The organism is Haloprofundus halobius, from assembly GCF_020097835.1.
Classification (GTDB): Archaea; Halobacteriota; Halobacteria; order Halobacteriales; family Haloferacaceae; genus Haloprofundus; species Haloprofundus halobius.
Map to the genome: position 1 here is coordinate 1,554,993 of NZ_CP083666.1, position 25,928 is coordinate 1,580,920.

The window sequence follows — 25,928 nt, forward strand, 5'->3', positions numbered from 1 at the left end:
GAGGGCGCGACGCTCTTAGGGACTTCGGGTCCGGCAGTCCGACCCGGTTCGTCTCGGGCGGTTTTCGTGCAATTCTGCAGCGGTTGGGAGGGGAGGCGTCAGCGGGGATTCGGTGTGGTTCGAGTGCGATTCGACTCCGATTCAGGCGTCGATGCAGACGCCGGTTCGGGGGATGCAGATGTGACTCCGTCGACCCAACGAGCGACGCGCGGTGAGTACTGCCACCGTCGCAAGCGTCAGTACGCCGACGCCCGCCAACACGAGGAGCGTCGCCATCGGATACGAGGCGACGACCATCGCGGCGAACGCCACGAGGAGGAAGACGAACGTCTGCACCACCGATTCTGTGGTCGTCGGGAGCGGTTCCGGGTGTGGTCTCATCACAGGTAGAGGGTGGGCCCCCACCGGCATAAGAGTAATCTGAATGATATTTCTGTACGCGATGTTACTGAAATTCGCTTCAGTCGGCGGTGCGACAGGGACCCTTCGGATTTTTCTCCGCTCCGTGAGAGTCGCGGCCATGTCACTAGCCGCAGACGCCCGCGAGGCCGCCCGCGAGCGACCGTTTCTGTTGACCGCACTCCGGGCGAGCGTCGTCAACTACAGCGCCGCCGCGACGCATCTCGATATCGACGGCGACACCGACGCCATCGCCACCGCGCTCCGTCGCTACGCGGAGGAGTTGCCGCCGCTGGAAATCGAAACGAGAGATACTCGCGTGACGATGAAGAGTGGTGTCGGCGTCGCCGACGCGGCGGACGCGGAGACGACGGACGAGGACGCGCTGTTGACGCTCGGCGGCAGCGCGGTCGTCGCCGACGGCGGGTCGCAGACGGCGATTGTGGCGACCGGCGAGGCGGACGTCGACGCGCTGGCGACGGTTCTCGGTCGGTTGCAGGCGAGCGAGATTCCAGTCGACGCGGCGGCGACGGCGGGGGATTCGCTCGTCGTGGTTGTCGGGAGACGGGATGGCGTGAACGCGCTTCGAGTCGTCGAGGCGGCGCTGGAGGCGGTTTCGGTTGCGGACATCCGGTAGACGACAGTCCGCGCCGCGACGGGGACGTGTCAGAACCGGTAAACGACACAATAGTTATTGAAACATGGTCTGACTCTTTCCGGGGGCGCGGAGGGGACCATGAGCACGACAAGTGAAAGCACCGACAGCACGACAGAACAGCGAGGACAGTACGACCTCGACGGCATTCGACAGCGAGCGGCCAGTCGCACAGAAGCGCTCACCGAGCGTCCACTCGACAGCGTTCACACGGTCGAGTACAACGACGAAGCGGGACGATGGCGCACACTCGTCGACGTGGTAGAGCGACGGTCGATTCCGGATACACAGGATATCTTGGGCGTGTACAGAATCGAGTTCGACGACCGAGGGAACGCGGTGGCGTTCGAACGACTCCAGCGGTACCGTCGTGGGGACCGGATTTCGTTCGTTCACTAGTACAGAGAGTCAGTATCAAATCGATCAATTCGGGCGACATTTATTGACACGCAGCATGATTGTGCAGTCATGACGTCGAATGAGACAGTTCTGACGTACGACGAGGACATCCGAAAGCCGTTGGACAGCAGTCGAGAGCGTACGTTTCACCAAGGCTGGCAGGATGCTCTAGACGACGGTCCCTACAGCGAAGGGACGTTCAACAGATTGAGTTGGCAGAACCTCGGCAACCGTCTCGGCTGTCTCTTTGGAGACGTTCCCGAAGAGATGCGAGACGAGCTCATGTTCTGGGCAGAACGCCAGCGCCGACTCGACTGATGCCACCGCGGATGGAGACGGCCGAATCGACCTGCTCGCTCCCCGACGCAGCGGGTTATCTACACCGAGAACCCGAACCGAACAGCGCCCGCCACCCCTTCGCACAGTTCTGAAAGGCCTAAATCCCATCCCGAACAATCCCTCGTCAATGACGCTGTCCGTGACCAACACCCTGACGGGCGAACGCGAGGAGTTCGAGCCGGGCGACCCCGACGATGTGCTGTTGTACGTCTGCGGGCTGACGGTCTCGGACGACGCACACCTCGGTCACGCCCGGGTGTGGACCCACTCGGACGTGATGCATCGCTGGCTGGCCCACGAGGGATACGGCGTCCGCCACGTCGAGAACTTCACCGACGTGAACGAGAAGATCGCCGCCCGAGCGGGCGAGGAGGGCCTCGGCGACACAGAGGGGGAAGTCGCCGAACAGTTCATGGCCTCGGTCATCGAGGACATGCGCGGGCTCAACCTCTTGCGTGCGGAAGTGTACCCCCGAGTGTCGGAACACGTCCCCGAAATCGTCGGCCTCATCGAGACGCTCGTGGAGAAGGGCTACGCCTACGAGTCCAACGGGTCAGTATACTTCGACGTGACCCAGTTCCCCGACTACGGCAAGCTCTCGAACCAGAACGTCGAGGAGATGGAGGCGCAGGGCGAAGCCGAGGAACGAAGCGAGAAGCGCCATCCCGCGGACTTCGCGCTCTGGAAGGCCGACGGCGTCAGCGACGTCGCCATCGCCGAACACCGTAAGGACGACCGGCCCATCGACGAGTCGACCGACCACGGCGAGACGTGGGAGTCGCCGTGGGGCGAGGGGCGACCGGGCTGGCACATCGAGTGCTCGGCGATGTCGATGACGCATCTCGGCGAGACGCTGGATATCCACGTCGGCGGCCACGACCTGGTGTTCCCGCACCACGAGAACGAAATCGCCCAGAGTGAAGCCGCGACAGGGGAGAAATTCGCCCGGTACTGGCTCCACACCGGGCTTCTGGAGACGAAGGGCGAGAAGATGAGTTCGAGTCTCGGTAACTTCTTCACCGTCTCGGGAGCCTTAGAGGAGTTCGGCGTCGACGTCGTCCGGACGTTCTACCTCTCGACGGGCTACGGCTCGAAACAGACGTTCAGCGAGGGTGCGATGGCCGAGGCGAGAGAACGCTGGGAGCGCCTCGAACGCGCCTACGAGGCGGCCTGCGACCGCCTCGACTCGACCGACGCGCGGACGAAAGTCGACGATCAGGAACTACGAGCGACCGTCGACGAGACGCACGAGGAGTTCGCCCGCGCGATGAACGACGATTTCAACGTCCGCGAGGCGATGGCCGCCCTGCTGGAGCTCGCCGCGGGCGTCAACCGCCACATCGAGAATCACGACGAGTACGACTATCGGGGCCTCCGCGAGGCCGTCGAGACGTTCGAGGAACTCGGCGGCGGCGTGTTCGGCCTCACCTTCGGCGACGAAGCGGGCGGCGACGTAGGTCTGGCCGACGACCTAATCGAACTCGTTCTCGACCTCCGGGAGTCCGAGCGCGAGGCGGGCAACTACGGGCGCGCCGACGACCTTCGCGACCGTCTCGAAGCCATCGGGATCGAAGTGCAGGACAGCGACGACGGCCCGACGTTCCGGTACTGAGTCGCCGAGTTCGCGTCGTCTGAGAGAAGTCTCCGAGAACCGACAACCTCTTCTCCTTTGTGATGTGCCAACATCCGACACCCTCATATCCGCACGGGCTCCTAACCTCCGGTAAGCGCGGGCGTCGCTGGTCGGCGTCGGCGCACCACCCCATGAAGTCAGACATCGATTACGAACGGTTGTACGAGGAGGTCATCCCCTCCGTCGTCTCCGTCTACGTCGCCGGACGCGGTCCGATGGGCGGCGCGGGGTCGGGGTTCGTCTACGACCGCAACCACGTCGTGACCAACGAACACGTCGTCCGCGGCGGCGACGGCGTCGAACTCCGGTTCAGCGACGGTCAGTGGCGCGAGGGCGAGGTCGTCGGCGTCGACGCCTACACCGACCTCGCGGTCGTCCGCGTCGAGAGCCTCCCCGAGACCGCGGTGCCGCTCCCCGTCGCCACCGAGAACCCGAAACCCGGCCGCCCCGTCGCGGCGCTCGGCAACCCGATGGGTCTCGACGGCTCCATCAGCGTCGGCATCGTCTCCGGGTCGAACCGCTCGATGCCCACCTCCGGCGGCTTCGCCATCCCGGACGTCGTCCAGACCGACGCGCCCATCAACCCCGGAAACAGCGGCGGGCCGTTGGTGGCGCTGAACGGGCGCGGTGACGGCGATTCGCCAAAGCTATCCTACGAAGTCGTCGGTGTCAACCGCGCCAAGCAGGGCGACAACATCGGTTTCGCCGTCTCCCCCGCCATCGTCTCGCAGGTGGTACCGGGACTCGTCGACGACGGCTTCTACCGCCACTCGTACCTCCGGACGCGGACGCTCGACGTGACGCCGACCGTCGCGCGGGCGAACCGACTCGACGACCCGCGGGGTGTCCTCGTCGTCGACGTGGCCGCCGGACCGACCGGCGGCGACGCGCTCCGCGGGTCGCGCTACTCACGGACCGTCCGCGGGCGCGAGGTGCCCGTCGGCGGCGATGTCATCGTCGGCAGTAACGGCCGCACGGTCAACTCCCACGAGCAGTTGATGCACTACCTCATCACCGAGACGCGTCCGGGCGAACCGGTCGACATCGACGTGCTGCGCGACGGCGAGGAGGCGACGCTGAGCGTGATTCTCGGCGAGCGACCGACGCTGAACGACGGACGCCCGCGGCGACGCGGCGGCCGCGGCGAGCGCATCCCCATCGACTGAGCGAGCGGCCCGTCGCGACCCCAATAGCTACGGTTTCGAGGCCGAAACCGAAGTCCATGGGCTACTGTCCCTACTGTGAGACCGAGCAGCGGGAACTCGTCGAGAGCGACACCGACCTCCGGTTCACGGACGGGACGGTCTGGGAGTGCTCCGAGTGCGGCGCAATTCTCGGCGTGACTCGGGTCGGCGTCTGAAACTGTTTTTGGCTCCTTCGCCGGCAGTCTTGAGATACGCCGGAGAAACTGGTCCGAGTATCGTGACTACCTGAAAGCCCTCGGCGCTCTCGACTCCCGCGGCTCGTTGCGCGCGTTCGCTCCTTGCAGCCGCTCACGTGCTTGCGTCGCCGGGGTTCGTCGAGAGTGCCTCGCCCTTTCGATCCACCAGGGGTGTGGTTGTTTCACTGACCGAAGCTGGCGGTGGATCGAGCCTCGTCTGAATAGTGTCCTTTCGCCGACACTGTGTTTTATCACCGAAGACGGGACCATCCTGTCGTGCGTTCGACGACGAGAGCCGAGAGGTGTTCGTGCTCCGCTAATCCGTACGCGGGATGGCGAACGCCCCCGCGGCGAAGAAGACGACGGCGAGGACGGCGACGATAGCGAGATTCGCGAGAACCGTCGCGTCGCCCACGCCTGCACCTTCGTACGTCAGCGCCCGCACCCCGCGCGAGAAGTACGTCAACGGCGAGAGGTTCACCACCGGCCCGAACCACTCCGGGAGCAACGCGGGCGTGACGAACGTCTCCGAGAGGAACAAAAGCGGAATCGCCACCGCGTTGCTCGCGGCGATGACGCCGTCTTGGGAGTCGGCGACGCTGCCCAGCACGGAGCCGAGCCCACAGAAGGTCGCGACGCCGAGTCCGACGAACGGAACGAGGAGCAGGAGACTCGGGGAGAGCGGTATGTCGGCCCCGGTCGCGACGACCATCAGCACGAGGATGAGAAGCGCCGCGAGGCCGATGACGACGACGTTGACGAGCGTCTGCGCGAGCAGCCATTCCGCGCGCGACAGCGGCGTCGTCGCCAGTTTCTCGAAACGGTTGCCCTCGCGGTGACGGGCGATCTCGCTGCCGACGCGCGACAGCGGCGTGAACAGTACGACGGTGGCGAGGTAGCCCGGCACGTAGTACGCCTGCGGTTCGGCGAACAGGCCACCGCCGGTCGGTTGGGTCTGCACCAGCGCGCCGAAGATGAGCACGAGAATGACCGGGAAGAAGAACGTGAAGAACACCGCTGTCCGGCGACGGAGGAAGGAGCTCCAGGCCGCGCCGAACTCGGCACGTACTCTGCCGGTCGCCGTCATCGGTCACCTCCGGAGCCGGCGGGCGCGCCGGCGTCGACGGGTTCGGATTCGGCGCTATCGGCGTCTGTGGCCTCTGCGGCGTCGGCCGCGGCGGTCGTCTCCGCGGTCGACCGGTCGACTGCGGCGAACTCGTCGCCGGTGAGATGGAGGTAGACATCTTCGAGGTCCGGTTGCTTCCAGGTCAGCGCGTCGTATTCGATGTCCGCGGATTCGAGCGCGTCGACGGCCGGGCCGATGGCTCTGGGGTCGACGTTGCGGAAGGCGAGTTCGTCGCCGGCGACCGCGAGATCGAAGGTCGGGTTCTCTTTCGAGAGGGCGTCGACCGCCGCGTCGGGCGCGGACTCGGGCCGGACGACGAGTCGGCTCTCGCCGCCGTACTCGGTGACGAGCGAGTCGGGCGTGCCGACCGCGACCAGTTTCCCGTCGGCGAGCAGACCGACGCGGTCGGAGAGCCGTTCGACCTCGGCCATCGAGTGACTCGTCAGAAACACCGTCGTGCCGCCCGCCGCGAGATCTTCGAGGAGCGCCCACAGCGACCGGCGACCGGCGGGGTCGATGCCGGTCGTCGGTTCGTCCAAGAAGAGCAACTCGGGGTCGTTGACGAGCGAGACGCCGACGCAGACGCGCCGCTGCTGTCCGCCCGAGAGGTTCTCGTACCACGTGTCGGCCGCGTCGCTCAGTCCCACGTCGGCCAGCACATTGTCAGGGCTCCGGGAGCTGTCGTACAGGCCGGCGTAGTAGGCGACGAGTTCGCGGGCGGTGAGCCGCGCGGGCGGCGAGAAGGACTGGGGGAGGAGGCTCACGCGCTGTTCGTCGGCGTCTTCGGGGTCGCCGCCGAAGACGCGAATCTCCCCGTCCGCGCGGGTCGTCCCGGTGAGCGCGCGAACGAGCGTCGTCTTGCCCGCGCCGTTCGGGCCGATGAGACCGAACACCTCCCCCGCGCCGACCGACAGCGAGACGCCGTCCAGCGCGACGGTGTCCTCGTACCGCTTTCGCACGTCGTCGGCGACCAGTACCTCGTCCATGGTCGGACTCGGAGCGTTTCGGCCGTAAGGATTCGGATTCCCCCTCGGTCACGCGGCGTGGTTCGACTCTCGGATACGGTTCGGCTCCCGGACACCGTCCGACAGCCGTGCGTCCGTCAGCGCGTCAGTCGTCGTCTCCGGGTTCGACGGCCTTCGCCGCTTCGGCCGTGGCGTCGACCGATGTGTCGCGCTCGCCGTCGAACGCGCCGATGTCGACGGTCTCTCGGCTCTCGGCCGCTTCGTACGCCGCCTCCGTGAGCGCCGTCACGCGGACGGCGTCGCTCGCCGGGATGACGAGTTCAGCGTCGGCGCGGACGGCGTCGACGAAGTTCTGGAGTTTTCTCTCGGTGAGTTCCTCGAACTGGGGTTCGGGGGCGTCCTCGGCTTCGACCTCGCCGCCGGACTCGACGGTCAGCGTGTCGTCGGCGAGGCTGATTCGGCCCTCAGTCCCCCAGAGATGCAGTCCCTCGCCAGGGGCGGGCGTACTGCGACCCGCGCCGGAGACGCCGACGCTCGCCGAGATCCGGTCGCCGTCGCGGTCGAGCGTCACCGCGAGCGCGCTGTTGACGTCCACGTCGTGGCCGCGGTCGTCGACGACGGCGGCGACCGAGAGGGGGTCGGCGCGCGTGGTCCACAGCAGCGCGTCGAGCAGATGCGAGCCGGAGTCGTACAGTTGTCCACCACCGGAGAGCGCCGGGTTACCGCGCCACTGTTCCTCGGCGATCGATATCCACACCTGTTCGAGGAAGCAGACAACCATGTGGAGGTCGCCGATTGCGCCCTCGTCGACGAGGCGACGAATCTTCCGGAAGCGCGGGTCGAGGTGGCGCTGGTAACCGACCGCGAGCGTGAGGTCGGCCTCGTCTGCTCGTTTCTGGAGGTCGCGGGCGTGGTCGAGGTCGGTCACCATCGGCTTCTCGAGGTGGACGTGGACACCCCGGTCGAGACAGGCGCGGGCTTGCTCGTAGTGGAGCGTGTGCGGGGTGACGATACAGGCGGCGTCGGCGTCCTCGACGTCGAGCATCTCCTCGTACGACTCGTACGTCGGCACGTCGTGCTCCTCGGCGAACGCCTCGCGGGCGTCAGGCGAGACGTCCGCCCCGGCGACGAGGTCGACCCCGTCGAGGGCGGCGAGCGTTCGAAGTTCGAGGCGGCCGAGGTCACCGAGTCCGATTCCTACAACGTTCACGGCCGGAGAAGCATGGGAGTGGGTATCAATCCGTCGGAGTCGGCGCGACTGTGCGACTCGATTCGGAGGGTTTCCGGTACTCACAGCCTTTTGCCTGATGCCGCCGAGCGGTCGGTATGGAGTACCGACAACTCGGGGCGACGGGAACGCGCGTCTCCTCTCTCTGTTACGGCACGTGGCGATTCGGCATGAAGAGCAGCGGCGAGTACGAGACCGACCGCGACGAGGCACACGAACTCTTGGACGCCTACGAGGCTGGCGGCGGCAACTTCATCGACACCGCGAACGTCTACGGCGACCCCAACGGCACGAGCGAAGACTGGATCGGCGACTGGTTGGCCGAACGCGACCGCGAGGAGTTCGTCGTCGCCTCGAAGGTGTACTTCCCCTTCGACGACGAGAATCCCAACGGAAGGGGACTCTCGCGGACCCACATCAGAAACCAGATAGAGGGCACGCTCGACCGACTCGGTACCGACTATCTGGACCTCTACTACATCCACCGCTGGGACGAGAACACGCCCATCGAGGAGACCCTCCAGACTTTGAACGGCCTCGTCGAGGAGGGGACGGTGAACTACCTCGGCGCGTCGACGATGGCGGCGTGGCAGTTGACGAAGGCGCTCTGGAAGTCGGACGCCCACGACTACGCCCGGTTCGACGTCACCCAGCCGATGTTCCACGCGGCGCAGACCGACGTCGACGACTACCTCGACGTGTGCGCGGACCAGGACATCGCCGTCTGCCCGTACTCGCCGCTGGCGGGCGGCTTTCTCACCGGCAAGTACGAACGCGACGACGACGGGAACGCCGTCGGCCCCGACGGGTCACGGGCGAACCTCGTCGACTACTTCCAGGACGCCTACGTCTCCGAGCGCGGCTGGGAGGTGCTCGACGCCGTCCGCGAGGTCGCCGACGAAGTCGACGCGACGCCCGCACAGGTCGCGCTCCGCTGGCTCGTCGACCAGCGCGAGTTCGACTGCATCCCCATCGTCGGTGCGCGCACCGTCGACCAGATGGAGGAGAATCTCGGGGCCGTCGACGTGACGCTCTCCGACGACCAGTACGACCGCATCGCCGACGCGCGCACCGGCGACGAGGAGTAGTTTCCGAACCCGCTGCCGGCGACTCCACACTTTTCGTTTTCGCTCTCGAACACGCCGTATGGAGTACCGACAACTTGGGTCGACGGGGACGCGCGTCTCCGCGCTCTGTTACGGCACGTGGCGCTTCGGACGTAAGACCGACGGGACGAACGAGACCGAACGCAGCGAGGCGCACGACCTGCTCGATGTCTTCGCCGAGCGCGGCGGGAACTTCATCGACACCGCGAACGTCTACGGCGACCCCAACGGCACGAGCGAGGAGTGGATCGGTGACTGGTTGGCCGAGCGTGACCGCGAGGAGTTCGTCGTCGCCTCGAAAGTGTACTTCCCCTTCGACGAGGACAACCCGAACGGGAGAGGGCTGTCGCGGACGCACATCAGAAACCAAATCGAAGGGACGCTCGACAGATTGGGGACCGACTACCTCGACCTCTACTACATTCACCGCTGGGACGAGGACACGCCGATAGAGGAGACCCTCCAGACGCTCGATGGGTTGGTCGAAGACGGCCGGGTCAACTATCTGGGCGCGTCGACGATGGCGGCGTGGCAGTTGACGAAGGCGCTCTGGAACTCCGACGTCCACGACTACGCCCGGTTCGACGTGACCCAACCGCTGTTCCACGCGGGCTACTACGAGGACGTGAAAGAGTATCTCGACGTGTGTGCCGACCAGGATATCGGGGTCTGCCCGTACTCGCCGCTGGCTGGGGGATTCCTGACCGGCAAGTACGAACGCGCCGACGAGGACGACCCGCAAGCGGTTCGCGGCCCCGACGGGTCGCGGGCGAACATCGACGAGCGATTCGGCGACTACTACGTCTCCGAGCGCGGGTGGCGGGTGCTCGACGCCGTCCGCGAGGTCGCCGACGAAGTCGACGCCTCGCCCGCGCAGGTCGCGCTTCGCTGGCTGATGCAGATAGAGCAGTTCACCTGCATCCCCATCGTCGGCGCGCGCACCGAAGAGCAGTTGGAGGAGAACCTCGGCGCGGTCGACGTGAGCCTCAGTCAGGAGCAACACGACCGGATTCTCGAGGCGCGCTACGACGAGAGCGGCGGTATCTGGGGACACTGAGCCGGCGACGTCCGCGGGCACAGCGGCGACGGTACGGGGAGAACGGCGTCGTCCGCGGCGCCGATCGATTTTTCGCCCCCGTCGCCGACGACGGAGACGTGAGCGATCCGACGACCGAACGCGATTCGATTCGCCGCGCCTACGACGCCATCGCCGACGACTACGCGGCCGCCTGCTCCGACGCGCCGCCGGAGACGGTGTTGCTCGACTCGCTGTGCGACTCGCTCGACGCCGGCGCACGAGTGCTCGACGCGGGGTGCGGTAACGGTGTCCCCATCTCTGTGGACCTATCCGACGAGTTCGAGGTCGTCGGCCTCGACTTCTCGCGCGAGCAGTTGCGCTGCCACCTCGCGGCGGCACCGACGGCCCGACGCGTCCAAGGAGACATGACGGCGCTTCCGTTCGCCACCGACGCGTTCGACGTCGTCTGCGCGTTCCACTCGCTCATCCACGTCCCGACGGCACAACACGGAGACGTGTTAGCGGAGTTCGCTCGCGTACTCCGTCCCGGTGGCCGAGTGCTATTCTCGACGGGCGAGGGGGCGTGGACCGGGTCGAACCCCGACTGGTTGGACAGCGGTGTCGAGATGCGCTGGAGTTTCCCCGGTCTACCGAGGACCCTCGAACTGCTCGACGCGGCCGGGTTTCAGCAGCTCGACGTTCGGCGAATCGACGACGAGTTAGCCGAAGAGGACGACGACGACGACGGTTACTTCCCCTTCGTCTTGGCGCGACTGCGAGCGTAGGTTCGGATTCGTTTCGCAGCCGAACTGCGGCTCAGGCCTCGCCGAGCTGGTTCCGGACACCTTCCGCGATGGCGTCGACGTCGTACTCGTCGCCCTCGTCCTTGTCGAACACCACCTCGTCGTCGGCGGTGACGCGGAGCACGCCGTGGTCACCGGTGACGAGCGCGACGGAGTCGAGTTCCTGTCCGAACTCCTCCAGTAACTGGTGTTGAATCTGTTCGGCGCGGTCGAGGTAGCCGCACGGGACGCAGTACTCGATGTTGACGGATGTCATGTGCGCACGTACGACAGCCGCCGGGTTAAAACTCGGGCCGGGGAGTAGAGAGGTGAGTACTCACCGGCCGAACGGCCGCCAGTACAACAGCGCGACGGTGGCGAGGAACACGAGCGTCGAGAGGTCGTACGACAGCGCCGTCGCCGACGCGGCCAGCGCCGACCCGCTGCCCAGCACCGCCGTCGCGACCGAGGCGAGGATCGGCCACGAGCAGGAGACGCAGGAGAGCAGGCCGAGGATACCCGAAACCGCGGCCCCGGCCGCGTCGACGACCGTCGCGTAGACGAGATACGCCAGCGCGACGTAGCCGACGACCCGCCCGGGCATCAGAATCAGGTTGAGCGTCTCGCCGCCGTAGATGAGCGCCGGCCCCCACCCCGGCGGGAGCCAGCCGATTCGGAAGCCCGCGCCGCCGTGAGTCGACGCGAGCGTCACGAGGCCGCCTGCGACGGCGAGCGCCGCGAAGTAGCCGACGGCGACGGCGGCCGCGCGACGCTTCGTCCGGGTCGGAGCGGGTGCGACGCGGGTCTTCGCCACGGCGAAGACGCTCGCGTTGAGCCAGAGCAGTCCGTAGAGCGTGTAGCGAACGGGAACGAGTGACCCGGGCGTCAGCAGTCCGTAGGCGAACAGCAGGACGAGTTCGACGTTCAGCAGTATCCCGCCGTAGAGGAGCGTCTCCTGCGAGGGTCGGGGGAGTGAACGGGCGAAAGTGGTCATGTGTCGGTAGTGGGTTCAGACGGCGAGCGCGTCGACGACGACGGCCAGCAGCAGCGCGCCGAGGTAGGCGTTCGAGGCGTGGAACGAGCGGAACGCCGCCGACTCGCTCTGCTCGTAGTGGAGGCGGACGACCATCCAGAGGAACAGGCCGCCGAAGACGACGCCGGTGAGCACGTAGAGCCAGCCGAGCATCTCGGCCGCCGCGAGCGCTGCGGCGGCGACGAGCGTCGCGCCGAGATACCAGAGGATGTGCTTTCGGGTCACCGTCTCGCCGCGGACGACGGGCATCATCGGGAAGCCGCCGCGCTCGTAGTCGTCCTTGTACGCCAGCGCGAGGTTGTAGAAGTGCGCGGGCGTCCAGAGGAAGATGACACCGGCGAGGACGAGACCGCCGAGGCCGACCTCTCCGGTGACGGCGACCCAGCCGATGAGCGCCGGGAGCGCGCCCGCCGCGCCGCCGATGACTGTGTTCTGGACCGTGTTCGGCTTGAGGACGAGCGTGTAGACGACGCTGTAGAAGAGAATGGCCGCGAGGCCGAGCGCCGCCGCAAGCAGGTTCACTGACGCGAACAGGCCGAGCGAGACGACCGAGAGGAACAGTCCCCACGCGACGGCGTTGCGAACGGGGACGAGGTCGGTCACCAGCGGACGGTCGCTCGTGCGGTTCATCCGGCGGTCGATGTCGCGTTCGAGCACGTGGTTGAACGTGCCCGACGCGCCGATAGAGAGCGCGCCGCCGCCGAGCGTCGCGGCGACCGTCGTCGGGTTGAGGCCGGGGCCGCCCGCCAGCGCCATCGCGGCGCCGGCGACCAGACAGAGCAGCCACATCAGCCGCGGTTTCATCAGTCGGAAGTAGGCGTTCGCCGTCGCCTTCGCGCGGGCGAGCGGCGACTCGGGTACCTCGGGCCGCCGGTCCTCCGCGGGCGGGAGGTCTCTCTCGGGCATCCGTTCGGGCCGGTCGTCGGGGTCGCCGGTCTCGATTTCGAGCGTCCACGCGAGCGCGGCGACCAGTCCGCCGAAGATGGTCATGCCGACGACGAGGTGGACGGTCGACAGCGTCGCCGTTGCGCCGTTCATCGCGACCGACGCGCCGATGCCTGCCTGAACTGGGTAGAGCAGAAGCGAGAGACCGAGCGCCGCCCTGATTCGGGTCGACTCGCGACGACGCCAGGCGAGTACACCCGTGACGGCGACGAGCACGCCGACGACGAGCGCCACGGCGCGGTGACCGAGGGCGACGTAGCCCATCGCCGAGGAGGGAAGCGAGAGGCCGTCGCCGCAGGCGGGCCACGCGGCACACGCCGTCGCGGCGTCGGTGAGCGCCGTCGTCGCGCCGACGGCGAGGAGGAGATAGACGCCCATCGCGGTGGCGGCGAGGAGGGCCGGGAACCGGTCGGGAGTGTCTGTCGATTCCACGTTTATGTCACTACCGGAGGTTGGGAAGCCCGGTACTTAGGCACCGCGCTTTATCGGGCTTCGGGGGGCGGTCCGCGGCGCGTCGACGCCGAGTCTCGCGGTTCGAGGCCGGCGCCCTGTAGTTCGAACGTCGAAACCGGAAATCTGTCCTTCGACCGGCGTCCCGTCGGGCGAACGGGGAGTCAGCAGCTATTTACGTCGGCTATCCCAACTCCGCAGTAGCAATGAAGCGTACGCGTATCGCACTCGTCTCGCTGTTCTCCGCAGTGGCGCTGGCGCTCGTCGCCGTCCCCGCGGCGGCACAGCCCTCGACGACTGCGGAGCTCATCAACGAGCTCAACGGGAAGCTGCTGTATCTGGGGATTCCGATCACGCTCCTGGTCGAAGTCATCCTCATCTACACAGTCATCAAGTTCCGCAACAACGACGACCCGCAGCCGACCAAGGAGAACCGCCGACTCGAAATCACGTGGACCGTCGCGACGGCTATCATTCTGGTGTTCGTCGGCGTCGCCTCCTACGGCGTCCTCGCGAACCCCAACGTCACGTATGCCGAAGAGCCCGGCCTCCAGGAACCCGGACAGGACGGAAGCACCCTCGTCCACGCCGAGGCCTACCAGTGGGGCTGGGAGTTCACCTACCCCGGTGAGAACGTCACCGTCGACGGGAGCGAGGCCGCCCCGGTGGTGATACCGGCGGATCAAGACGTCTACTTCGAGGTCACCTCACGCGACGTGATACACGCGTTCCACGTCCCGGAGATGGGGCTGAAGACGGACGCGTTCCCCGAACAGAACAACACCATCAAGACGGTGGCGCACTACCAGGAGAACGATGACAACGTCTACCAGGGCTACTGTGCGGAGTTCTGCGGCGTCGCGCACTCGCAGATGTACTTCCAGGTCGAAGTTGTCCCGCAGGACGAGTACGAGCAGTGGTTGCAGGAGCAGTCCTCCGAGGGCGAGTCGGGCGGCTCCGGCAACGAGTCGGGTAACGCCTCGAACTCCTCCGTGGTCACCGCGCCGGCCGAACTGACCGCGGTCGAGTACTGAGGCGCGACTTCGCCGCTTCTCGCGCGTTTCTCCCGCTGAGCGTCGCCGCCGACAGCGACGACGACCGCCGCCGACGACCACCCCCTCCCCGCAAACCACGACGTAGTGGTCGGCTTTTATTACTCGCGTCGGCGCAGTAGCGCACGAATGAGTTCAAGCGACCGACAGCGGAACCTCGAACGCATCGTCGACAGCGGCGTCGTCGCGGTCATGCGCGGCGCGGACGCCGACTCGCTCCTCGAGACGGCCGAAGCGCTCGAACGCGGCGGCGTCTCCGCCATCGAGATCACCGCCGACAACCCCGGCGCGTTGGAAATGATTCGCGACGTTTCGGGAGCCTTCGGCGACGAGGTCGTCGTCGGCGCGGGAACCGTCCTCGACGCCGAGACGGCCCGAAGCACCCTGCTCGCGGGCGCGGAGTTCGTCGTCGGTCCCAACTTCGAACCGGACGTCGTCGAGACGTGCAACCGCTACAACGCCGTCGTCGCGCCGGGCATCATGACCCCCACCGAGGCGGTGCGGGCGATGGAGGCAGGCTCCGACTTCGTGAAGGTGTTCCCGGCGTCGACGCTCGGCCCGGGTCACCTCAGCAGTATGAAGGGTCCGCTCGGTCAGGTTCCGATGATGCCGACCGGCGGCGTCGACGTGGACAACGCCGCCGACTTCATCGACGCGGGCGCGATGGTCGTCGGCGCCGGGTCGGCGCTCGTCGACGGCGACGCCGTCGAGCGCGGCGACTTCGACGCCGTCACCGAGCAGGCGCGGCGCTTCACCGAGGTCATCGACGAGGCGCGCGACTCGTAATCGACCCGAGAGGCGAGAAAATCAGCCGAGCGCCCACTCGACGCGCGTCGTTCGCTCGCCGTACACCTCGTCGCGTTCGGTGACGACGACGGTGGCGGGCAGGTCGTCCTCGAAGTCGAATACTGCGTCGTAGCCGTCGACGGTCAGGTGTTCGGGGACCGACTGTGGATTCGAGTCGTTCGCCGACCAGTTCGCCGAGAACGAGTCGTTTTCTTCGCCCGTGTCACCGGTGACGACGGTGTCGTTCGACGTCGTCGCGGTACCGGAACAGCCGTCGATGCTGTCGTCGCGGTCGGCGGCGACGACGACTTCGAGCCGTCGGTCGTCGGCGTCGTACGTCGCCGACGACAGCGAGGCGCGGAGGCAACTGTCCGATCCGATGACGAGTGCTCCGGTGAGACGGATTCGCGTCTCCTGTGGCTCGAACGTCACCGACGGCCGTTCGGCGGCGTGTTCGTCGTCTCTCGGGCGGCGGCGGTCGAACTCGCCGGTCTCTGCCGGGTCGTCCGACTGGAGGCCGAGCGCACCGACGCCGAGCAGCGCTGCTGTTCCCGCTGCCGCACCGGCGAGGAGTCCGCGACGATTCATATCTTCCCTCTCCGAGCTGGATACAAGTACCTTCTGTTTAGAGAGAGTGTTCTCTCTAGAAACGTGTTAGAGAGACGCCGAGATCCGCCCGAATGCGTCGACGAGATGCACGCCGCCGTCGGCGACGAGTCTGCGGTTCGTTTTCCGCGTCAAGTCGTACTTGGACTGTCGTCGCTCGGCGACTCCGCGTCGTCGGCCGGTGTCGAATTGTCAGCCTGTGTCGAATTGTCAGCCTGTGTCGAATTGTCGGCTGGTGTCGAGTCGTCGGTGTACGTCGAGTCTTCGGATTCCGTCTCATTATGTCGGGGTTCGTCAACCGACGTCTCGCCGTACTCGCCGTTTCTGCTCACCTCGCCCTCGCTCCCGTTGTCGCTCCCGTCGTCGCTCTCGTCTGCGTCCACCTCCCGTCGGCGTGCCACGAGCGCCTCCTGTAACCGCGTTTCGAGCGTCGAGCGCAGTCGCTCGGCTTCGTCGCGGTCGATGTCGACGGCGGCGGCGTCGCGAGCGGCGAGCGACCGCGACCCCGCGGTGTCGATGGTGACGGTCGCGACGCGCCAGCGGCGCTGAAAGATGGTTTGCGTGTCGACGAGCGTCTGGATGCGGTGGTAGGGAACGATTCGCGTCTGGCGGTTCCAGAAGCCGTTCCGTGTCACGACGTGGCGCTCGTCCAGCCAGTAGCCGCGGTGTTTCCACTTGTAGTGTGCGGCCACCGGAACCAGGGGCAGGGCGACGGTGGGCACGTACCACGGATAGCTCCCGCCGAGGGCGTAGTTCACGCCGTAGAGCGCCGCGAGAAGGATGCCGAGGACGATGAGATACCGGCCGACGTAGCGGCGGCGGATGCGTTTCGGCGGCCGCCGGAAGTCGAACTCGCCGAACTCGTCGATGTCGCGAGCGAGTGCGAGAACCCGGTCCACGCGCGCCAGCGGAACCGCGGCTTCCGACCCGTAGCTGCCGCCCTGTCCCGGCGCGTAGCCAGCCGTCTCGATGGCGAGGGTGGCGTAGCCGAACCGTCGCTTGAGGGGGTTCTCCTCGACGGTGAGCGTCTGAACTTTGTCGAACGGAATCGACCCGTCGTAACGCTGGACGAGGCCGCGTTCGTACCGGAGTTCGTCGGTCGTCTGCGACAACCGAAAGCCGTAGTAGTTCAGCACCGCGACGACGGCGCCCACGAGCCACGAGAACAGCAGGATGGCGACGGCCAGCAGCACGCCGCCGACGGCGAGGACGGTGAGTTCGGACAGCGACGGGACGAGCGAGGAGAGAATCGGCACCGAACTGGAGGCGAGGAACGCGACGATACCCGGTATCCGGAGGTCGAACGAGAGCAGGCCGACGAGCGCCAACTCCCGGTCCGAGAGCGCGAACAGCAGTTCGGTCCGGTCGGCCGTCGAATCGTCGCCGTCCCCGGTTTCGCCCCGCTTGCGGCGGCCGACGGCGCGCTGCAGTCGCTTTGCCTCCTCGAAGCTGACGTAGCGAATCGCCGCCTCCGTCTCGCTGCCGCCCGCCGTCTCGAAGTCGACGGCCGCGATGTCGAGAAAGCGCTGGACGACGTTGCGGCTGATGTCGACGTTCTGAATCCGGCCGAGCGGGATCTCGCGAGTCCGCCGGGAGAACACCCCCGACCGGATGTCGAACGTGTCGGCGGTGAGTTCGTACTCGTAGCGCCGGTAGTACGCCACCTCGTAGCCGACGAGCGCGAAGACGACGACGAGGAGGACGCCCACCGCGAGGAGGAGACCCGCCGCGCCGAACGCCTGCTGGAGACCCGTCGCGCCGGTGAGAAAGAGGACGACGAGCGAGAAGACGAGGCTCCCCGCCTTCTGAGCGACCCGGTACGGAACCGACAGCGGCGAGAGTTTCATACCGCGTCGTCACCCTCGGCACGGATGGCCAACCGCTTTATCCGCTCCTGGAGGTCGTCGGAATCCGACGCCGACAGCCCAGGGATGGTGACGTCCGCGCCGCGCGAACCGGCGGTGTAAACGACGGTAGTCGCCAGTCCGGCGAGACGTTCGACCGGCGACCGCGAGGAGTCGACGTGCTGGATGCGGACGAACGGAACCACCGTGCGGACGCGGGTGAACACCCCGCGCTCCAGATACAGCGAGTCGTCGCGGACCTCGTAGCGCCAGTAGCGATACCGGAGGGCGGCGAGGACGACGCCGAGACCGAGAACGCCGAGGAAGACGACGATCGGGAGCCAGATACCGCGCTCGAAGACGAAGAAGTCGAGGACAGCAGCGAGAGCACCGAAGATAGCCGCGACGACCAGCGCCCGAAGCGACCAGAGCAACTGTACGCGGGGGTCGAGTCGCATCATGGGCGCGACGCCACCCCCACCGGTCGATCGAGCTTCTCGCCTCGGTGGTCGCGTCGGCTGCATCGGTCTCGCCAGCTCCGCCGGCAGTCCAGTCCCCATACCGACGGTGTCGTCCGGAACCCGCTCATCGCCGTCCGTTTCGACGGGACCAGTATAAATCCCGGTACCCGAAGTCGGTCAGGGCGTCGCGGTCAACTGTCGGTCGACGCGTCGGCAGGCGCGTCGAATCGTCTCGGCGAGCGTCGCGGCGGCGGAGAGCGCCGGATACGTGTACGGTCGCTCCTGATAGAGAAACGTCGGCAGGTCGACGGCGGGGATGCCGAGTCGCTGGCGATGGCCGCTGATTCTGCGCTGGCGCTCGGCGTGCAGATCGGTCGCCCGGCGTTCGAGCGCGGAGACGCGCCCTCTGAGTTCGCAGAGGTCGTCGAAGGACCGTTCCGGGAGCGGTGTGTCGTCGAGCGCACGGAGCGTCTCCGAGATGGAACCGACGCGGTCGAGAACGGTCGTCAACGAGCGCACCTCCTCGTCGAGGAGTCCGAGAAACGACTCGCGGTCGGACGCCGCACCCTTCGTCGCTTCGACGACGACGCGCCGGAGTTCGGGGGTCAGCCCGTCCGCAGAGACGAGCGCGCCGCCGACGCTGGTTCCGAACTCCTCGACGATACTCCGGCCGATGGTGTCGCCGTACTCTGCCTCGTAGTGCGGGACGGCCATCACCGTCTGCCGGTACGCGTCGAGGACCCGCTTTGCTGCTTTCGGTCCGGCGTCCCCGGCGTTCGTCCCTCTGACCGCCGCCGGGACCGCCCGACCGGTGGCCGGCTGGATGTCTCGGAGTCGCTCCGCGAACGCCCGAAACGCCTCGCGTTCGTCGACGGTTCTGCGCCGCTCCTCGCGAACCAGCCGACGAGCGTCCCGAACCGACTGCTCGGCCGAGTCGAGCGTCGGTCGCTCCGTCGTCATCGCTCGACGTCTCCGGTGGACGCCCCGAGCGGTGTCCGCGGTCGGAGCCGTCTTTGCCCCGTCTCGGTCGACGACCCGATTCGCAGTCCTCCGCCGAGAGAAGTAGCCCAGTCGCTCGCGCGTTCCCGTCTCATTGGTCCGTGAACAGCCGGGGACGGGAAAAAAATATCGGCCACTAGTTGGGTTGAAATAATTACTACTGTAGAGACCGATATTGTTCAGAAACCTAACACGTCAACCGGGAGGGCTTCCTGCGTTCGACCAGTACGAACCCCTCGACCGCGCGTGGAGACCGAGAGATGTCACGCCGTGGATCCGGCCAACGCCGGGATAGGTCAAACACCTGTTTGTGCCTTGGATAGTTTCTTTTGACCTTGTTTATATGTATTCGACATGCGTGTCAGCTCACGGACGATCGCGACGCTGGCGGTCACGTTCCTGTTAGTGACGGCGGGGTGTGCGGCCAGCGACAGTAGTGGGGGCGCCGCCGGGGGCCAGAGCGGAGACTTCGCGACCAGCGGCGGAGGTGACGGCGGCGCGGCGACCGAGGCCGCCGCCGACGGCGAGACGGCGAACGCCGAGGGCGACACCCAGTTCGCCCAGCGCCGCGAGATAATCCGCACCGGCGAGTTGCGGATGCAGGTCGACGAGTTAGAGCCCGCCCGCGACAACCTGACCGCGGCCGCCGCCGCCCGCGGCGGCTACGTCAGCGACACGAGCGTCTCGAATCGCGGTGAGGGGAACGACACGTGGTCGGAGGGCCGCGTCGTCATCCGCGTCCCGCAGGAGAACTACACGTCGATGCTCGACGCCGCGAAGGCCGAAGGCGACGTGCAGTACGAGGAGACGACGACCGAGGACGTGACGGACGAGGTCGTCGACTTGGAGGCCCGACTGGAGAACCTCCGCGCCGAACGCGACCGTCTCCGCGAACTGTACGACCAGGCCAACGAGACCGAGGACGTGCTGGCGGTTCAGCGGGAACTCTCGGACGTCCAGTCCGAAATCGAGCGCCTCGAAGGCCGACTGCAGTCGCTCGAACAGCGAGTCGCCTACTCGACGCTCACCGTCCACCTCGAAGAACCCCGACCCGAGGGGCTGTACGACCGCGCCGCGTGGTACGACACCGGCGTGCTGTCGGCGTTCCTCGACTCCGTCGACGGCGTCGGCGTCACGCTCCGCGCCCTCGTGGTCGGACTGGCTTACGCCGCGCCGTATCTGCTCGTCTTCGGCGTCCCCGTCGTCGGCGCGGCGGTCCTCCTCGTTCGCCGCATCCGCGGCAGTCGGCCGTTCGGCGACTGACGCGCTCGCCGGCTATCGCACTCGCCGGCTATCACACTCGCCGGTTACCCCCGCCGCCGGAGGAGATACGGGACGAACGGGACGAACAGGAAGAAGACGAAACTGTCGAAGTACCACCACAGCAGCGCGCTGACGAGGAGGCTGCCGAGGATGCCGACGACCGCAGGCGCCGTTCGGGAACCGACCATAACGCGCCTCGGTAGACCTTCGACGAACAAAAGCAGACGGCCGGTGTGGCCGTGACTCGCGTGTCCGGAACTCACCGCGTGCGGCGGTACCGCGCTATTCGAGTTTCGGCCGAACGGACGCCGGAAGCGCCTCGACGAGTGCCTCCAGCGTCGCGCGGTCAGCGGCGGCGACGTACGTGGTTTCGGATTCGACGGACTCGACGTCGGCCTCCGCCGCCAACAGCGACCCCGCGTACTGCTCGTAGACGTCGGGGCGGAAGGCGACGAGCCCCTCGATTCGCCCGGTCGCGAGCAGCCCCCAGTCGACGCAGGGTGACCACGTCTCCAGAACCCGTTTGCAGACGCCGTTGAGCGCGGCGGCCATCTCTCTGCCCCGCTCGTGCAGGTTCGGGTCGCGGATCGCCGGCAGTCCGAGGACGAACGAGACGGTACCGTGTTCGAGCGGCAGGCGGTCGTCGCTCCCGCGCTCGGACTCGATGCGCTCCCCGTTCACCGTCGCCCCGCGGCCCCGACGCGCGAGATACAGCGACTCGGGCAGCGGTTCGTAGATGGCCGAGACGACGGGCGCCCCGTCGTCGACGACGGCGACGGCGGAGGCGAACATCGGCAGGCCCGCCGCGAAGTTGTTCGTCCCGTCCAGCGGGTCGACGACCCACTCGTAGCGGTTCGACCCGGAGCGCCCCGCCTCCTCGGCGTGGATGGCGTGGTCGGGGAACGACTCGCGAATCGCGGAGACGACTCGCTCCTCGGCGGCGCGGTCGGCGGCCGCCTTCACGTCGTCGGTACCGTACTCGCCGTCGACCGTGCCGTTTCGGAACTCGTCGCGGAGAAACTCGCCACCGGCGCGAACCGCCCGTTCGGCCACCGCGGCCAACTCGTCGACGTCGACAGCTGTCATACTCGGCGGTTCGAGGCCAGCGGTATGAGCGATTCGGTCGTCGAGGCGGTCGTCCGGGCGCGCGTCTGAACGGCCGAGAGGGACCAGCCACAAATATGTACAGATACATTTCTAGATATCTTTCCAGACAGATATCGGATAACTCACGGGACGTGCCGATTGCCCAACGTATTTCGAGGGGGCAGGAGAGGTACGACCGATGAGCGAACCCGTACCACTCGAATCCTTCTACGACTTCACCGAGATCTCGTCGGCGTTCGACGTCTCGCCGGACGGCCAGCGACTCGCCTTCGTCGCCGCCGAGTCCGACCAACGCGAGGAGAAGCGACTCACCTCGCTGTTCGTCGCCCCGACCGACGGGAGTCGAGACCCGCACCGACTGACCCGCGTCCCCGGCGGCAGTCAACCGACGTGGGGCCCCGACGGCGAGCGACTCGCCTTCGTCGCCGCGCGCGAGGAGGACACCGAGCGCCGCGTCGGATGGCAGGAGAAGGAGGACGAGAGAGACGAAGAGACGCACGGCGACGACTCGAACGGCGACGGCGAAAACGGTAGCGACAGCGACGAACCCAAATCCCAGGTGTGGCTGTTCGACCTCGCGCTCGGCGGCGACGCCCGGCAGGTCACCGAGTTCGACGAGGGCGTCCGCGAGTTCGATTGGTCACCCGACGGCGACCGACTCGTCGTCGCCGCGCGCGACCCGACCGAGGAGGAACGGGAGTACCTCGACGACCGGCGCGACGGCGGCCCCATCGAGACCGAACGCCTCCAGCACAAAGCCGACGGCGTCGGCTACCTCGACTCGGTGACGACGTACCTGTTCGTCGTCGATATCGAATCGGGCGACAGCGAGCGACTCGACGACGCCTACGGCGGCGGGGCGTTCGAGGCGCTCTCGGGGATGAACCCCGCGTGGGGACCGAGTGACCGGATCGCGTTCACCTCCTGCCGTCTGGAGAACCCCGACGACACGATGGTTCGGGACGTGTACACCGTCGACCCCGACGGCGGGAGTCTGGAGCAGCGGACCGACTCGGACCTCGCCGCGAACGCGCCGACGTGGTCGCCCGACGGCGACTCTCTCGCCTTCGTCGGCAGCGACCCCGAGAACTGGTACGTCCCCTCGCAGTTGTTCGTCCACGACGGCGACGAGTACGGGTCGCTGACGGCGGACTTCGACCGAACCGTCGCCCGCGGCGCGAGTCCGCAGTGGGCCGACGACGAGACGCTGTACGTGCTCGTCGGCGACGAGGGGAAGACGCGGCCGATTCGCGTCAAGACCGACGGGAGCGTCGAACGCGTCTTCGCGGCGCAGGGTGACGATCGCGCGGTGAAGGGGTTCGATGTCGGTGGCGACAGCGCCGGAGTGCTCCTCTCGCACCCGAGCGAGGGGCAGGACCTGTTCGCGGTCGGTGTCGAGGACCTCGCCGACGACGAAGGCGAACCGGAGCCGCTGACTCGCCTCTCCCGGGTGAACGACGAGTTCACCGAGGAGTACGAGATGCCGCAGGTACGCCGGGTGACCTACGAATCAGATGGATGGGACGTGGAGGGAATCGTCTACGCGCCCCCCGAGTTCGACTTCGACGAGCCTGAATCGCACCCGCTCGTCGTCGCCATCCACGGCGGCCCCATCTCCTACGACGAACCCGAGTTCCGCTTTACGCACGCGGCGTTCACCTCCCGCGGCTACGTCGTCTTCCGGCCGAACTACCGCGGCGGCTCCTCGTACGGCCGGCAGTTCGCCGAGACGCTCCGCGGGCGCTGGGGCACCGTCGAGGTCGAGGACATCGCCGCCGGCATCGAGGCGATGGTCGACCGCGGCTACGCCGACGCCGACCGCGTCTTCGGCCACGGCTTCTCCTACGGCGGCATCGCGCAGGGCTTCCTCGTCACGCAGACGGACCTCCTGACCGCCGCCGCGCCCGAACACGGCCTCTACGACCTTCGCTCGGCGTACGGCACCGACGACAGCCACATCTGGACCGAGACGGAGTACGGCGTCCCGTGGGAGGACGGCGGGGCGCTCGACGCCTCCTCCAGCATCCTCGACGTCGGCGACCTCTCGACACCGTTACTGGTGATGGCGGGCGAGGAGGACTGGCGCTGTCCGCCGTCGCAGTCCGAGCAACTGTACGTCAGCGCGAAGAAGCGGGGCGTCGACGCGAAGTTCGTCCTCTACCCGGACGAACACCACAACGTCGGCGACCCCGACCGCGCGATTCACCGACTGGAACAGATTCTGGCGTGGTACGAGCGCCACGACCCGGCGTCGGAGTGAACCGCCGAGAGCGCCTCCGGAATCACCGACTCCCGACCTTCTTTCCCCCCGCCCGTCGACGTCGTTCCCATGCCGACTGTCGATTCTGTAGACGTCGCCGTTCTCGGCGGCACGCCCGGCGGCATCGCCGCCGCAGTTCGCGCCGCCAGAGACGGCGTCGAGACGCTCCTGATTAGCTACAACCGCCACCTCGGTGGGATGATGGCCGGCGGGCTGAGCTACACGGACACGCTGATACAGAAACCCCGCGCGCCCATCCTCCAGGAGTTCTTCGACGCCGTCCGCGACCACTACGCCGAGAGCTACGGCGAGGACTCCAAACAGTACGAGTTCTGCGAGGGCGGCTACATCTTCGAACCGCACGTCGCCGAGGAGCTGTTCGACCGGCTCGTCGACGACGAACCGAACCTGACGGTCCTGCGTGCGTACCGCCCGATTTCGGCAGAACGGACGGGCCGAACCGTCCAGTCGCTCCGAATCGAACCGTTCGACCCCCAAACTGGGAAACGACGCGACGGCGACGAGCGCCGCGTCGGGGCCGACGTGTTCGTCGAGGCGACGTACGAGGGCGACCTCGCGGCGACCGTCGGCGTCCCGTATCGCGTCGGCCGTGAGTCCCGGAGCGAACACGACGAGCAGTTCGCCGGGCGGCTGTTCACGGGCATCCGCGGCGACCGCTTCTATCCGCGCGAGGCCGTCGGCAACGAGGACGACAGCGCGCCCGCCGACCGACGTGGACCGCTCGACGTTGCCCCCGAGAAACAGCAAGGCGAACTCGACCTCACCCCGCACCCTGCGGGACTCACCGAAATCTTCCCCGGCAGCACCGGCGAGGGCGACGACGCGATCCAGGCGTACAACTATCGCCTCTGTCTGAGCCGTGACCCCGAGAACCGCCGTCGACCCGAGAAACCGGCGAACTACGACCGCGAGGAGTTCCTCAGCGAACTCCCCGAAATCGAAACGTCCGGCCTCCGTTCGTACCTACTGCTCCGGTATCTCCCCAACGAGAAGGCGGATATGAACTCGGCGGACCTCCCCGGCGAGAACCACGACTACCCCGAAGCCGACTGGGAGCGCCGGGCCGAGCAAGCGCGGAGACATCGCGAGTACGCGCTCGGCCTGCTGTACTTCCTACAGAACGACGAAGCAGTCCCGGAGGCGATTCGAGACGACGCCCGCGAGTGGGGACTCGCGGCGGACGAGTTCGAAGACACCGACAACTTCCCGTGGCAACTGTACGTCCGCGAGGCGCGGCGCATCGAGGGACGGTACACGTTCACCGAGAACGACGCCCGCCACGCGCCCGGCCTCGACCGAACGCCGGTGCACGCCGACAGCGTCGCCGTCGCGGAGTATCCGCTCGACTCGCACGCCTGCCACGAGGAGCGGCAACTCGGCAGCCAACCCGAGGGGTTCTTCTACGCCTCGCAGGTGACGCGGCCCTCCCAGATTCCGTACCGGGCGATGCTCCCGAGAGGCGTCGACAACCTCGTCGTCCCCGTGCCGCTCTCGGCGACACACGTCGCCTACGGGACGATTCGGCTCGAACCGACGTGGCTCCACATCGGCGAGTCGGCGGGCGCCGCCGCCGCGCTGGCGGTCGAGACGGGAGACGCACCCGCAGCACTCGATTCCTCGCGCGTCCAGCGCCGACTCGCAGATTCGGGCGTCTCGCTCTCCTTCTTCAACGACATCGACGCCGAGACGGACGCGGCGTGGACGCCTGCGGTTCAGTATCTCGCCACGAAGGGGTTCTTCGCCGGCTACGACGCCCGGCCGAGCGAATCGCTGTCGCGGCCCGTCGCCGACGCGTGGATCTCGGCCGCCGCCGAACTGCGAGAAGAGAGCGTCGTCGACGCGTCGGCGCTCGCTCGGCGACTGCCGACGAGCGACTCGGTCGACGCTGACGATTCGGTCACCGCCGACGCGTTCGCCACCGAGCTCTCGGACGCGCTGGAAGACGACGTGTCGCTTCCGGACGCCGTCGGCGGCGACGCGCCCATCTCGCGGGGCAACGCCTGTCTCGTCGTCTACCGTGCGCTCGCGGAGTAGCCGAGACGGCGCCGAGATTTTTTGCGATAGAAACCG

27 protein-coding genes are annotated in these 25,928 nt (G+C 67.3%); 14 read left to right on the forward strand and 13 right to left on the reverse strand.

Annotation, left to right across the window (positions count from 1 at the left end; translation table 11 throughout):
* Positions 1–141 precede the first annotated feature (141 nt).
* A complete protein-coding gene (locus tag LAQ74_RS08170; protein ID WP_224336983.1) occupies positions 142–381 on the reverse strand; it encodes a hypothetical protein in 240 nt (79 codons plus the stop codon).
* 139 nt (positions 382–520) lie between these two features.
* On the opposite strand from LAQ74_RS08170, the gene LAQ74_RS08175 reads away from it, so the two are divergent.
* From LAQ74_RS08175 to LAQ74_RS08200, 6 genes are all read left to right on the forward strand, one after another.
* Entirely contained in the window at positions 521–1,036 is a 516-nt protein-coding gene (locus LAQ74_RS08175; protein WP_224336985.1) for a DUF7523 family protein, read from the forward strand.
* Between the two features lie 99 nt (positions 1,037–1,135).
* Complete coding sequence (gene gvpO, locus LAQ74_RS08180) at positions 1,136–1,453, forward strand: gas vesicle protein GvpO (protein WP_224336988.1); 318 nt, start codon at positions 1,136–1,138, stop codon at positions 1,451–1,453.
* A gap of 69 nt (positions 1,454–1,522) precedes the next feature.
* Positions 1,523–1,771: a hypothetical protein gene (locus LAQ74_RS08185; RefSeq protein WP_224336991.1), complete on the forward strand. Its 249-nt coding sequence runs from the start codon at positions 1,523–1,525 to the stop codon at positions 1,769–1,771.
* Positions 1,772–1,919: 148 nt separating this feature from the next.
* Positions 1,920–3,404, forward strand: a complete 1,485-nt coding sequence (gene cysS, locus LAQ74_RS08190; protein ID WP_224336993.1) for a cysteine--tRNA ligase — start codon at positions 1,920–1,922, stop codon at positions 3,402–3,404.
* 152 nt (positions 3,405–3,556) lie between these two features.
* Positions 3,557–4,591, forward strand: a complete 1,035-nt coding sequence (locus tag LAQ74_RS08195) for a S1C family serine protease (protein ID WP_224336995.1) — start codon at positions 3,557–3,559, stop codon at positions 4,589–4,591.
* Between the two features lie 56 nt (positions 4,592–4,647).
* Positions 4,648–4,785 (forward strand): hypothetical protein, encoded by a 138-nt coding sequence (locus LAQ74_RS08200; protein ID WP_224336996.1) that lies wholly within the window; start codon positions 4,648–4,650, stop codon positions 4,783–4,785.
* A gap of 337 nt (positions 4,786–5,122) precedes the next feature.
* Here the strand turns inward: LAQ74_RS08200 and LAQ74_RS08205 are convergent, their stop codons facing one another.
* From LAQ74_RS08205 to LAQ74_RS08215, 3 genes are all read right to left on the reverse strand, one after another.
* Positions 5,123–5,893 carry an ABC transporter permease gene (locus LAQ74_RS08205; protein WP_224336997.1) on the reverse strand — a complete coding sequence of 257 codons (771 nt, stop codon included), beginning with the start codon at positions 5,891–5,893 and terminating at the stop codon, positions 5,123–5,125.
* Positions 5,890–6,918 carry an ABC transporter ATP-binding protein gene (locus tag LAQ74_RS08210; RefSeq protein ID WP_224336998.1) on the reverse strand — a complete coding sequence of 343 codons (1,029 nt, stop codon included), beginning with the start codon at positions 6,916–6,918 and terminating at the stop codon, positions 5,890–5,892. Before LAQ74_RS08210 ends, LAQ74_RS08205 begins: the two co-directional genes overlap by 4 nt.
* Positions 6,919–7,042: 124 nt before the next feature.
* A complete protein-coding gene (locus LAQ74_RS08215) occupies positions 7,043–8,107 on the reverse strand; it encodes a Gfo/Idh/MocA family protein (RefSeq protein WP_224336999.1) in 1,065 nt (354 codons plus the stop codon).
* 116 nt (positions 8,108–8,223) lie between these two features.
* Between LAQ74_RS08215 and LAQ74_RS08220 the strand changes: the two genes are divergently transcribed.
* The 3 genes from LAQ74_RS08220 to LAQ74_RS08230 all read left to right on the forward strand — a co-directional run bounded on the left by LAQ74_RS08220 (position 8,224) and on the right by LAQ74_RS08230 (position 11,034).
* Positions 8,224–9,213, forward strand: a complete 990-nt coding sequence (locus tag LAQ74_RS08220; RefSeq protein WP_224337000.1) for an aldo/keto reductase — start codon at positions 8,224–8,226, stop codon at positions 9,211–9,213.
* A gap of 58 nt (positions 9,214–9,271) precedes the next feature.
* The gene (locus LAQ74_RS08225) at positions 9,272–10,288 is read left to right on the forward strand and encodes an aldo/keto reductase (RefSeq protein WP_224337001.1); all 1,017 of its coding nucleotides are present in this window, start codon (positions 9,272–9,274) and stop codon (positions 10,286–10,288) included.
* Positions 10,289–10,386: 98 nt separating this feature from the next.
* Complete coding sequence (locus LAQ74_RS08230; RefSeq protein ID WP_224337002.1) at positions 10,387–11,034, forward strand: class I SAM-dependent methyltransferase; 648 nt, start codon at positions 10,387–10,389, stop codon at positions 11,032–11,034.
* 31 nt (positions 11,035–11,065) lie between these two features.
* Here the strand turns inward: LAQ74_RS08230 and LAQ74_RS08235 are convergent, their stop codons facing one another.
* Genes LAQ74_RS08235 through LAQ74_RS08245 form a run of 3 tightly spaced genes read right to left on the reverse strand, consistent with a single transcriptional unit; the run spans position 11,066 to position 13,441 of the window.
* The gene (locus tag LAQ74_RS08235; RefSeq protein WP_224337003.1) at positions 11,066–11,308 is read right to left on the reverse strand and encodes a SelT/SelW/SelH family protein; all 243 of its coding nucleotides are present in this window, start codon (positions 11,306–11,308) and stop codon (positions 11,066–11,068) included.
* Positions 11,309–11,368: 60 nt separating this feature from the next.
* Positions 11,369–12,025 (reverse strand): DUF7546 family protein, encoded by a 657-nt coding sequence (locus LAQ74_RS08240; protein WP_224337004.1) that lies wholly within the window; start codon positions 12,023–12,025, stop codon positions 11,369–11,371.
* A gap of 15 nt (positions 12,026–12,040) precedes the next feature.
* Positions 12,041–13,441, reverse strand: a complete 1,401-nt coding sequence (locus tag LAQ74_RS08245) for a heme o synthase (protein ID WP_425498518.1) — start codon at positions 13,439–13,441, stop codon at positions 12,041–12,043.
* A gap of 224 nt (positions 13,442–13,665) precedes the next feature.
* On the opposite strand from LAQ74_RS08245, the gene coxB reads away from it, so the two are divergent.
* Together coxB and LAQ74_RS08255 are read left to right on the forward strand one after the other, a co-directional pair.
* On the forward strand, positions 13,666–14,493 hold the full coding sequence (gene coxB / locus LAQ74_RS08250) for a cytochrome c oxidase subunit II (protein ID WP_224337006.1): 828 nt from the start codon (positions 13,666–13,668) through the stop codon (positions 14,491–14,493).
* 147 nt (positions 14,494–14,640) lie between these two features.
* Positions 14,641–15,297 (forward strand): bifunctional 4-hydroxy-2-oxoglutarate aldolase/2-dehydro-3-deoxy-phosphogluconate aldolase, encoded by a 657-nt coding sequence (locus LAQ74_RS08255; protein WP_224337008.1) that lies wholly within the window; start codon positions 14,641–14,643, stop codon positions 15,295–15,297.
* 21 nt (positions 15,298–15,318) lie between these two features.
* On the opposite strand, the gene LAQ74_RS08260 is transcribed toward LAQ74_RS08255, so the two are convergent.
* The 4 genes from LAQ74_RS08260 to LAQ74_RS08275 all read right to left on the reverse strand — a co-directional run bounded on the left by LAQ74_RS08260 (position 15,319) and on the right by LAQ74_RS08275 (position 19,168).
* Complete coding sequence (locus LAQ74_RS08260; RefSeq protein WP_224337009.1) at positions 15,319–15,885, reverse strand: hypothetical protein; 567 nt, start codon at positions 15,883–15,885, stop codon at positions 15,319–15,321.
* Between the two features lie 149 nt (positions 15,886–16,034).
* Positions 16,035–17,750: a PH domain-containing protein gene (locus LAQ74_RS08265; protein WP_224337010.1), complete on the reverse strand. Its 1,716-nt coding sequence runs from the start codon at positions 17,748–17,750 to the stop codon at positions 16,035–16,037.
* Positions 17,747–18,208 (reverse strand): PH domain-containing protein, encoded by a 462-nt coding sequence (locus tag LAQ74_RS08270; RefSeq protein ID WP_224337011.1) that lies wholly within the window; start codon positions 18,206–18,208, stop codon positions 17,747–17,749. The genes LAQ74_RS08265 and LAQ74_RS08270 overlap by 4 nt, the downstream gene beginning before the upstream one ends.
* A 177-nt stretch (positions 18,209–18,385) precedes the next feature.
* A complete protein-coding gene (locus LAQ74_RS08275) occupies positions 18,386–19,168 on the reverse strand; it encodes a DUF7260 family protein (RefSeq protein WP_224337013.1) in 783 nt (260 codons plus the stop codon).
* A gap of 393 nt (positions 19,169–19,561) precedes the next feature.
* On the opposite strand from LAQ74_RS08275, the gene LAQ74_RS08280 reads away from it, so the two are divergent.
* Positions 19,562–20,470, forward strand: coding sequence for a DUF4349 domain-containing protein (locus LAQ74_RS08280; protein ID WP_224337014.1), 909 nt, complete (start codon positions 19,562–19,564; stop codon positions 20,468–20,470).
* Positions 20,471–20,514: 44 nt separating this feature from the next.
* On the opposite strand, the gene LAQ74_RS08285 is transcribed toward LAQ74_RS08280, so the two are convergent.
* A complete protein-coding gene (locus tag LAQ74_RS08285; protein ID WP_224337016.1) occupies positions 20,515–20,658 on the reverse strand; it encodes a hypothetical protein in 144 nt (47 codons plus the stop codon).
* A gap of 94 nt (positions 20,659–20,752) precedes the next feature.
* Positions 20,753–21,556, reverse strand: coding sequence for an inositol monophosphatase family protein (locus tag LAQ74_RS08290; RefSeq protein WP_224337018.1), 804 nt, complete (start codon positions 21,554–21,556; stop codon positions 20,753–20,755).
* A 199-nt stretch (positions 21,557–21,755) separates the two neighbouring features.
* Here LAQ74_RS08290 and LAQ74_RS08295 point away from each other — a divergent pair, with 199 nt between their 5' ends.
* Positions 21,756–23,837 (forward strand): S9 family peptidase, encoded by a 2,082-nt coding sequence (locus tag LAQ74_RS08295; RefSeq protein WP_224337020.1) that lies wholly within the window; start codon positions 21,756–21,758, stop codon positions 23,835–23,837.
* 69 nt (positions 23,838–23,906) lie between these two features.
* Positions 23,907–25,892 (forward strand): FAD-dependent oxidoreductase, encoded by a 1,986-nt coding sequence (locus tag LAQ74_RS08300; RefSeq protein WP_224337023.1) that lies wholly within the window; start codon positions 23,907–23,909, stop codon positions 25,890–25,892.
* The last annotated feature ends 36 nt before the right edge of the window (positions 25,893–25,928 follow it).

What these genes read in the sequence shown, in the direction of transcription:
- LAQ74_RS08170 (WP_224336983.1), bottom strand. Translation starts at nt 381, where the DNA reads ATGAGACCACACCCGGAACCGCTCCCGACGACCACAGAATCGGTGGTG.
- LAQ74_RS08175 (WP_224336985.1), top strand. Translation starts at nt 521, where the DNA reads ATGTCACTAGCCGCAGACGCCCGCGAGGCCGCCCGCGAGCGACCGTTT.
- gvpO (WP_224336988.1), top strand. Translation starts at nt 1,136, where the DNA reads ATGAGCACGACAAGTGAAAGCACCGACAGCACGACAGAACAGCGAGGA.
- LAQ74_RS08185 (WP_224336991.1), top strand. Translation starts at nt 1,523, where the DNA reads ATGACGTCGAATGAGACAGTTCTGACGTACGACGAGGACATCCGAAAG.
- cysS (WP_224336993.1), top strand. Translation starts at nt 1,920, where the DNA reads ATGACGCTGTCCGTGACCAACACCCTGACGGGCGAACGCGAGGAGTTC.
- LAQ74_RS08195 (WP_224336995.1), top strand. Translation starts at nt 3,557, where the DNA reads ATGAAGTCAGACATCGATTACGAACGGTTGTACGAGGAGGTCATCCCC.
- LAQ74_RS08200 (WP_224336996.1), top strand. Translation starts at nt 4,648, where the DNA reads ATGGGCTACTGTCCCTACTGTGAGACCGAGCAGCGGGAACTCGTCGAG.
- LAQ74_RS08205 (WP_224336997.1), bottom strand. Translation starts at nt 5,893, where the DNA reads ATGACGGCGACCGGCAGAGTACGTGCCGAGTTCGGCGCGGCCTGGAGC.
- LAQ74_RS08210 (WP_224336998.1), bottom strand. Translation starts at nt 6,918, where the DNA reads ATGGACGAGGTACTGGTCGCCGACGACGTGCGAAAGCGGTACGAGGAC.
- LAQ74_RS08220 (WP_224337000.1), top strand. Translation starts at nt 8,224, where the DNA reads ATGGAGTACCGACAACTCGGGGCGACGGGAACGCGCGTCTCCTCTCTC.
- LAQ74_RS08225 (WP_224337001.1), top strand. Translation starts at nt 9,272, where the DNA reads ATGGAGTACCGACAACTTGGGTCGACGGGGACGCGCGTCTCCGCGCTC.
- LAQ74_RS08235 (WP_224337003.1), bottom strand. Translation starts at nt 11,308, where the DNA reads ATGACATCCGTCAACATCGAGTACTGCGTCCCGTGCGGCTACCTCGAC.
- LAQ74_RS08240 (WP_224337004.1), bottom strand. Translation starts at nt 12,025, where the DNA reads ATGACCACTTTCGCCCGTTCACTCCCCCGACCCTCGCAGGAGACGCTC.
- coxB (WP_224337006.1), top strand. Translation starts at nt 13,666, where the DNA reads ATGAAGCGTACGCGTATCGCACTCGTCTCGCTGTTCTCCGCAGTGGCG.
- LAQ74_RS08255 (WP_224337008.1), top strand. Translation starts at nt 14,641, where the DNA reads ATGAGTTCAAGCGACCGACAGCGGAACCTCGAACGCATCGTCGACAGC.
- LAQ74_RS08260 (WP_224337009.1), bottom strand. Translation starts at nt 15,885, where the DNA reads ATGAATCGTCGCGGACTCCTCGCCGGTGCGGCAGCGGGAACAGCAGCG.
- LAQ74_RS08265 (WP_224337010.1), bottom strand. Translation starts at nt 17,750, where the DNA reads ATGAAACTCTCGCCGCTGTCGGTTCCGTACCGGGTCGCTCAGAAGGCG.
- LAQ74_RS08270 (WP_224337011.1), bottom strand. Translation starts at nt 18,208, where the DNA reads ATGATGCGACTCGACCCCCGCGTACAGTTGCTCTGGTCGCTTCGGGCG.
- LAQ74_RS08275 (WP_224337013.1), bottom strand. Translation starts at nt 19,168, where the DNA reads ATGACGACGGAGCGACCGACGCTCGACTCGGCCGAGCAGTCGGTTCGG.
- LAQ74_RS08280 (WP_224337014.1), top strand. Translation starts at nt 19,562, where the DNA reads ATGCGTGTCAGCTCACGGACGATCGCGACGCTGGCGGTCACGTTCCTG.
- LAQ74_RS08285 (WP_224337016.1), bottom strand. Translation starts at nt 20,658, where the DNA reads ATGGTCGGTTCCCGAACGGCGCCTGCGGTCGTCGGCATCCTCGGCAGC.
- LAQ74_RS08290 (WP_224337018.1), bottom strand. Translation starts at nt 21,556, where the DNA reads ATGACAGCTGTCGACGTCGACGAGTTGGCCGCGGTGGCCGAACGGGCG.
- LAQ74_RS08295 (WP_224337020.1), top strand. Translation starts at nt 21,756, where the DNA reads ATGAGCGAACCCGTACCACTCGAATCCTTCTACGACTTCACCGAGATC.
- LAQ74_RS08300 (WP_224337023.1), top strand. Translation starts at nt 23,907, where the DNA reads ATGCCGACTGTCGATTCTGTAGACGTCGCCGTTCTCGGCGGCACGCCC.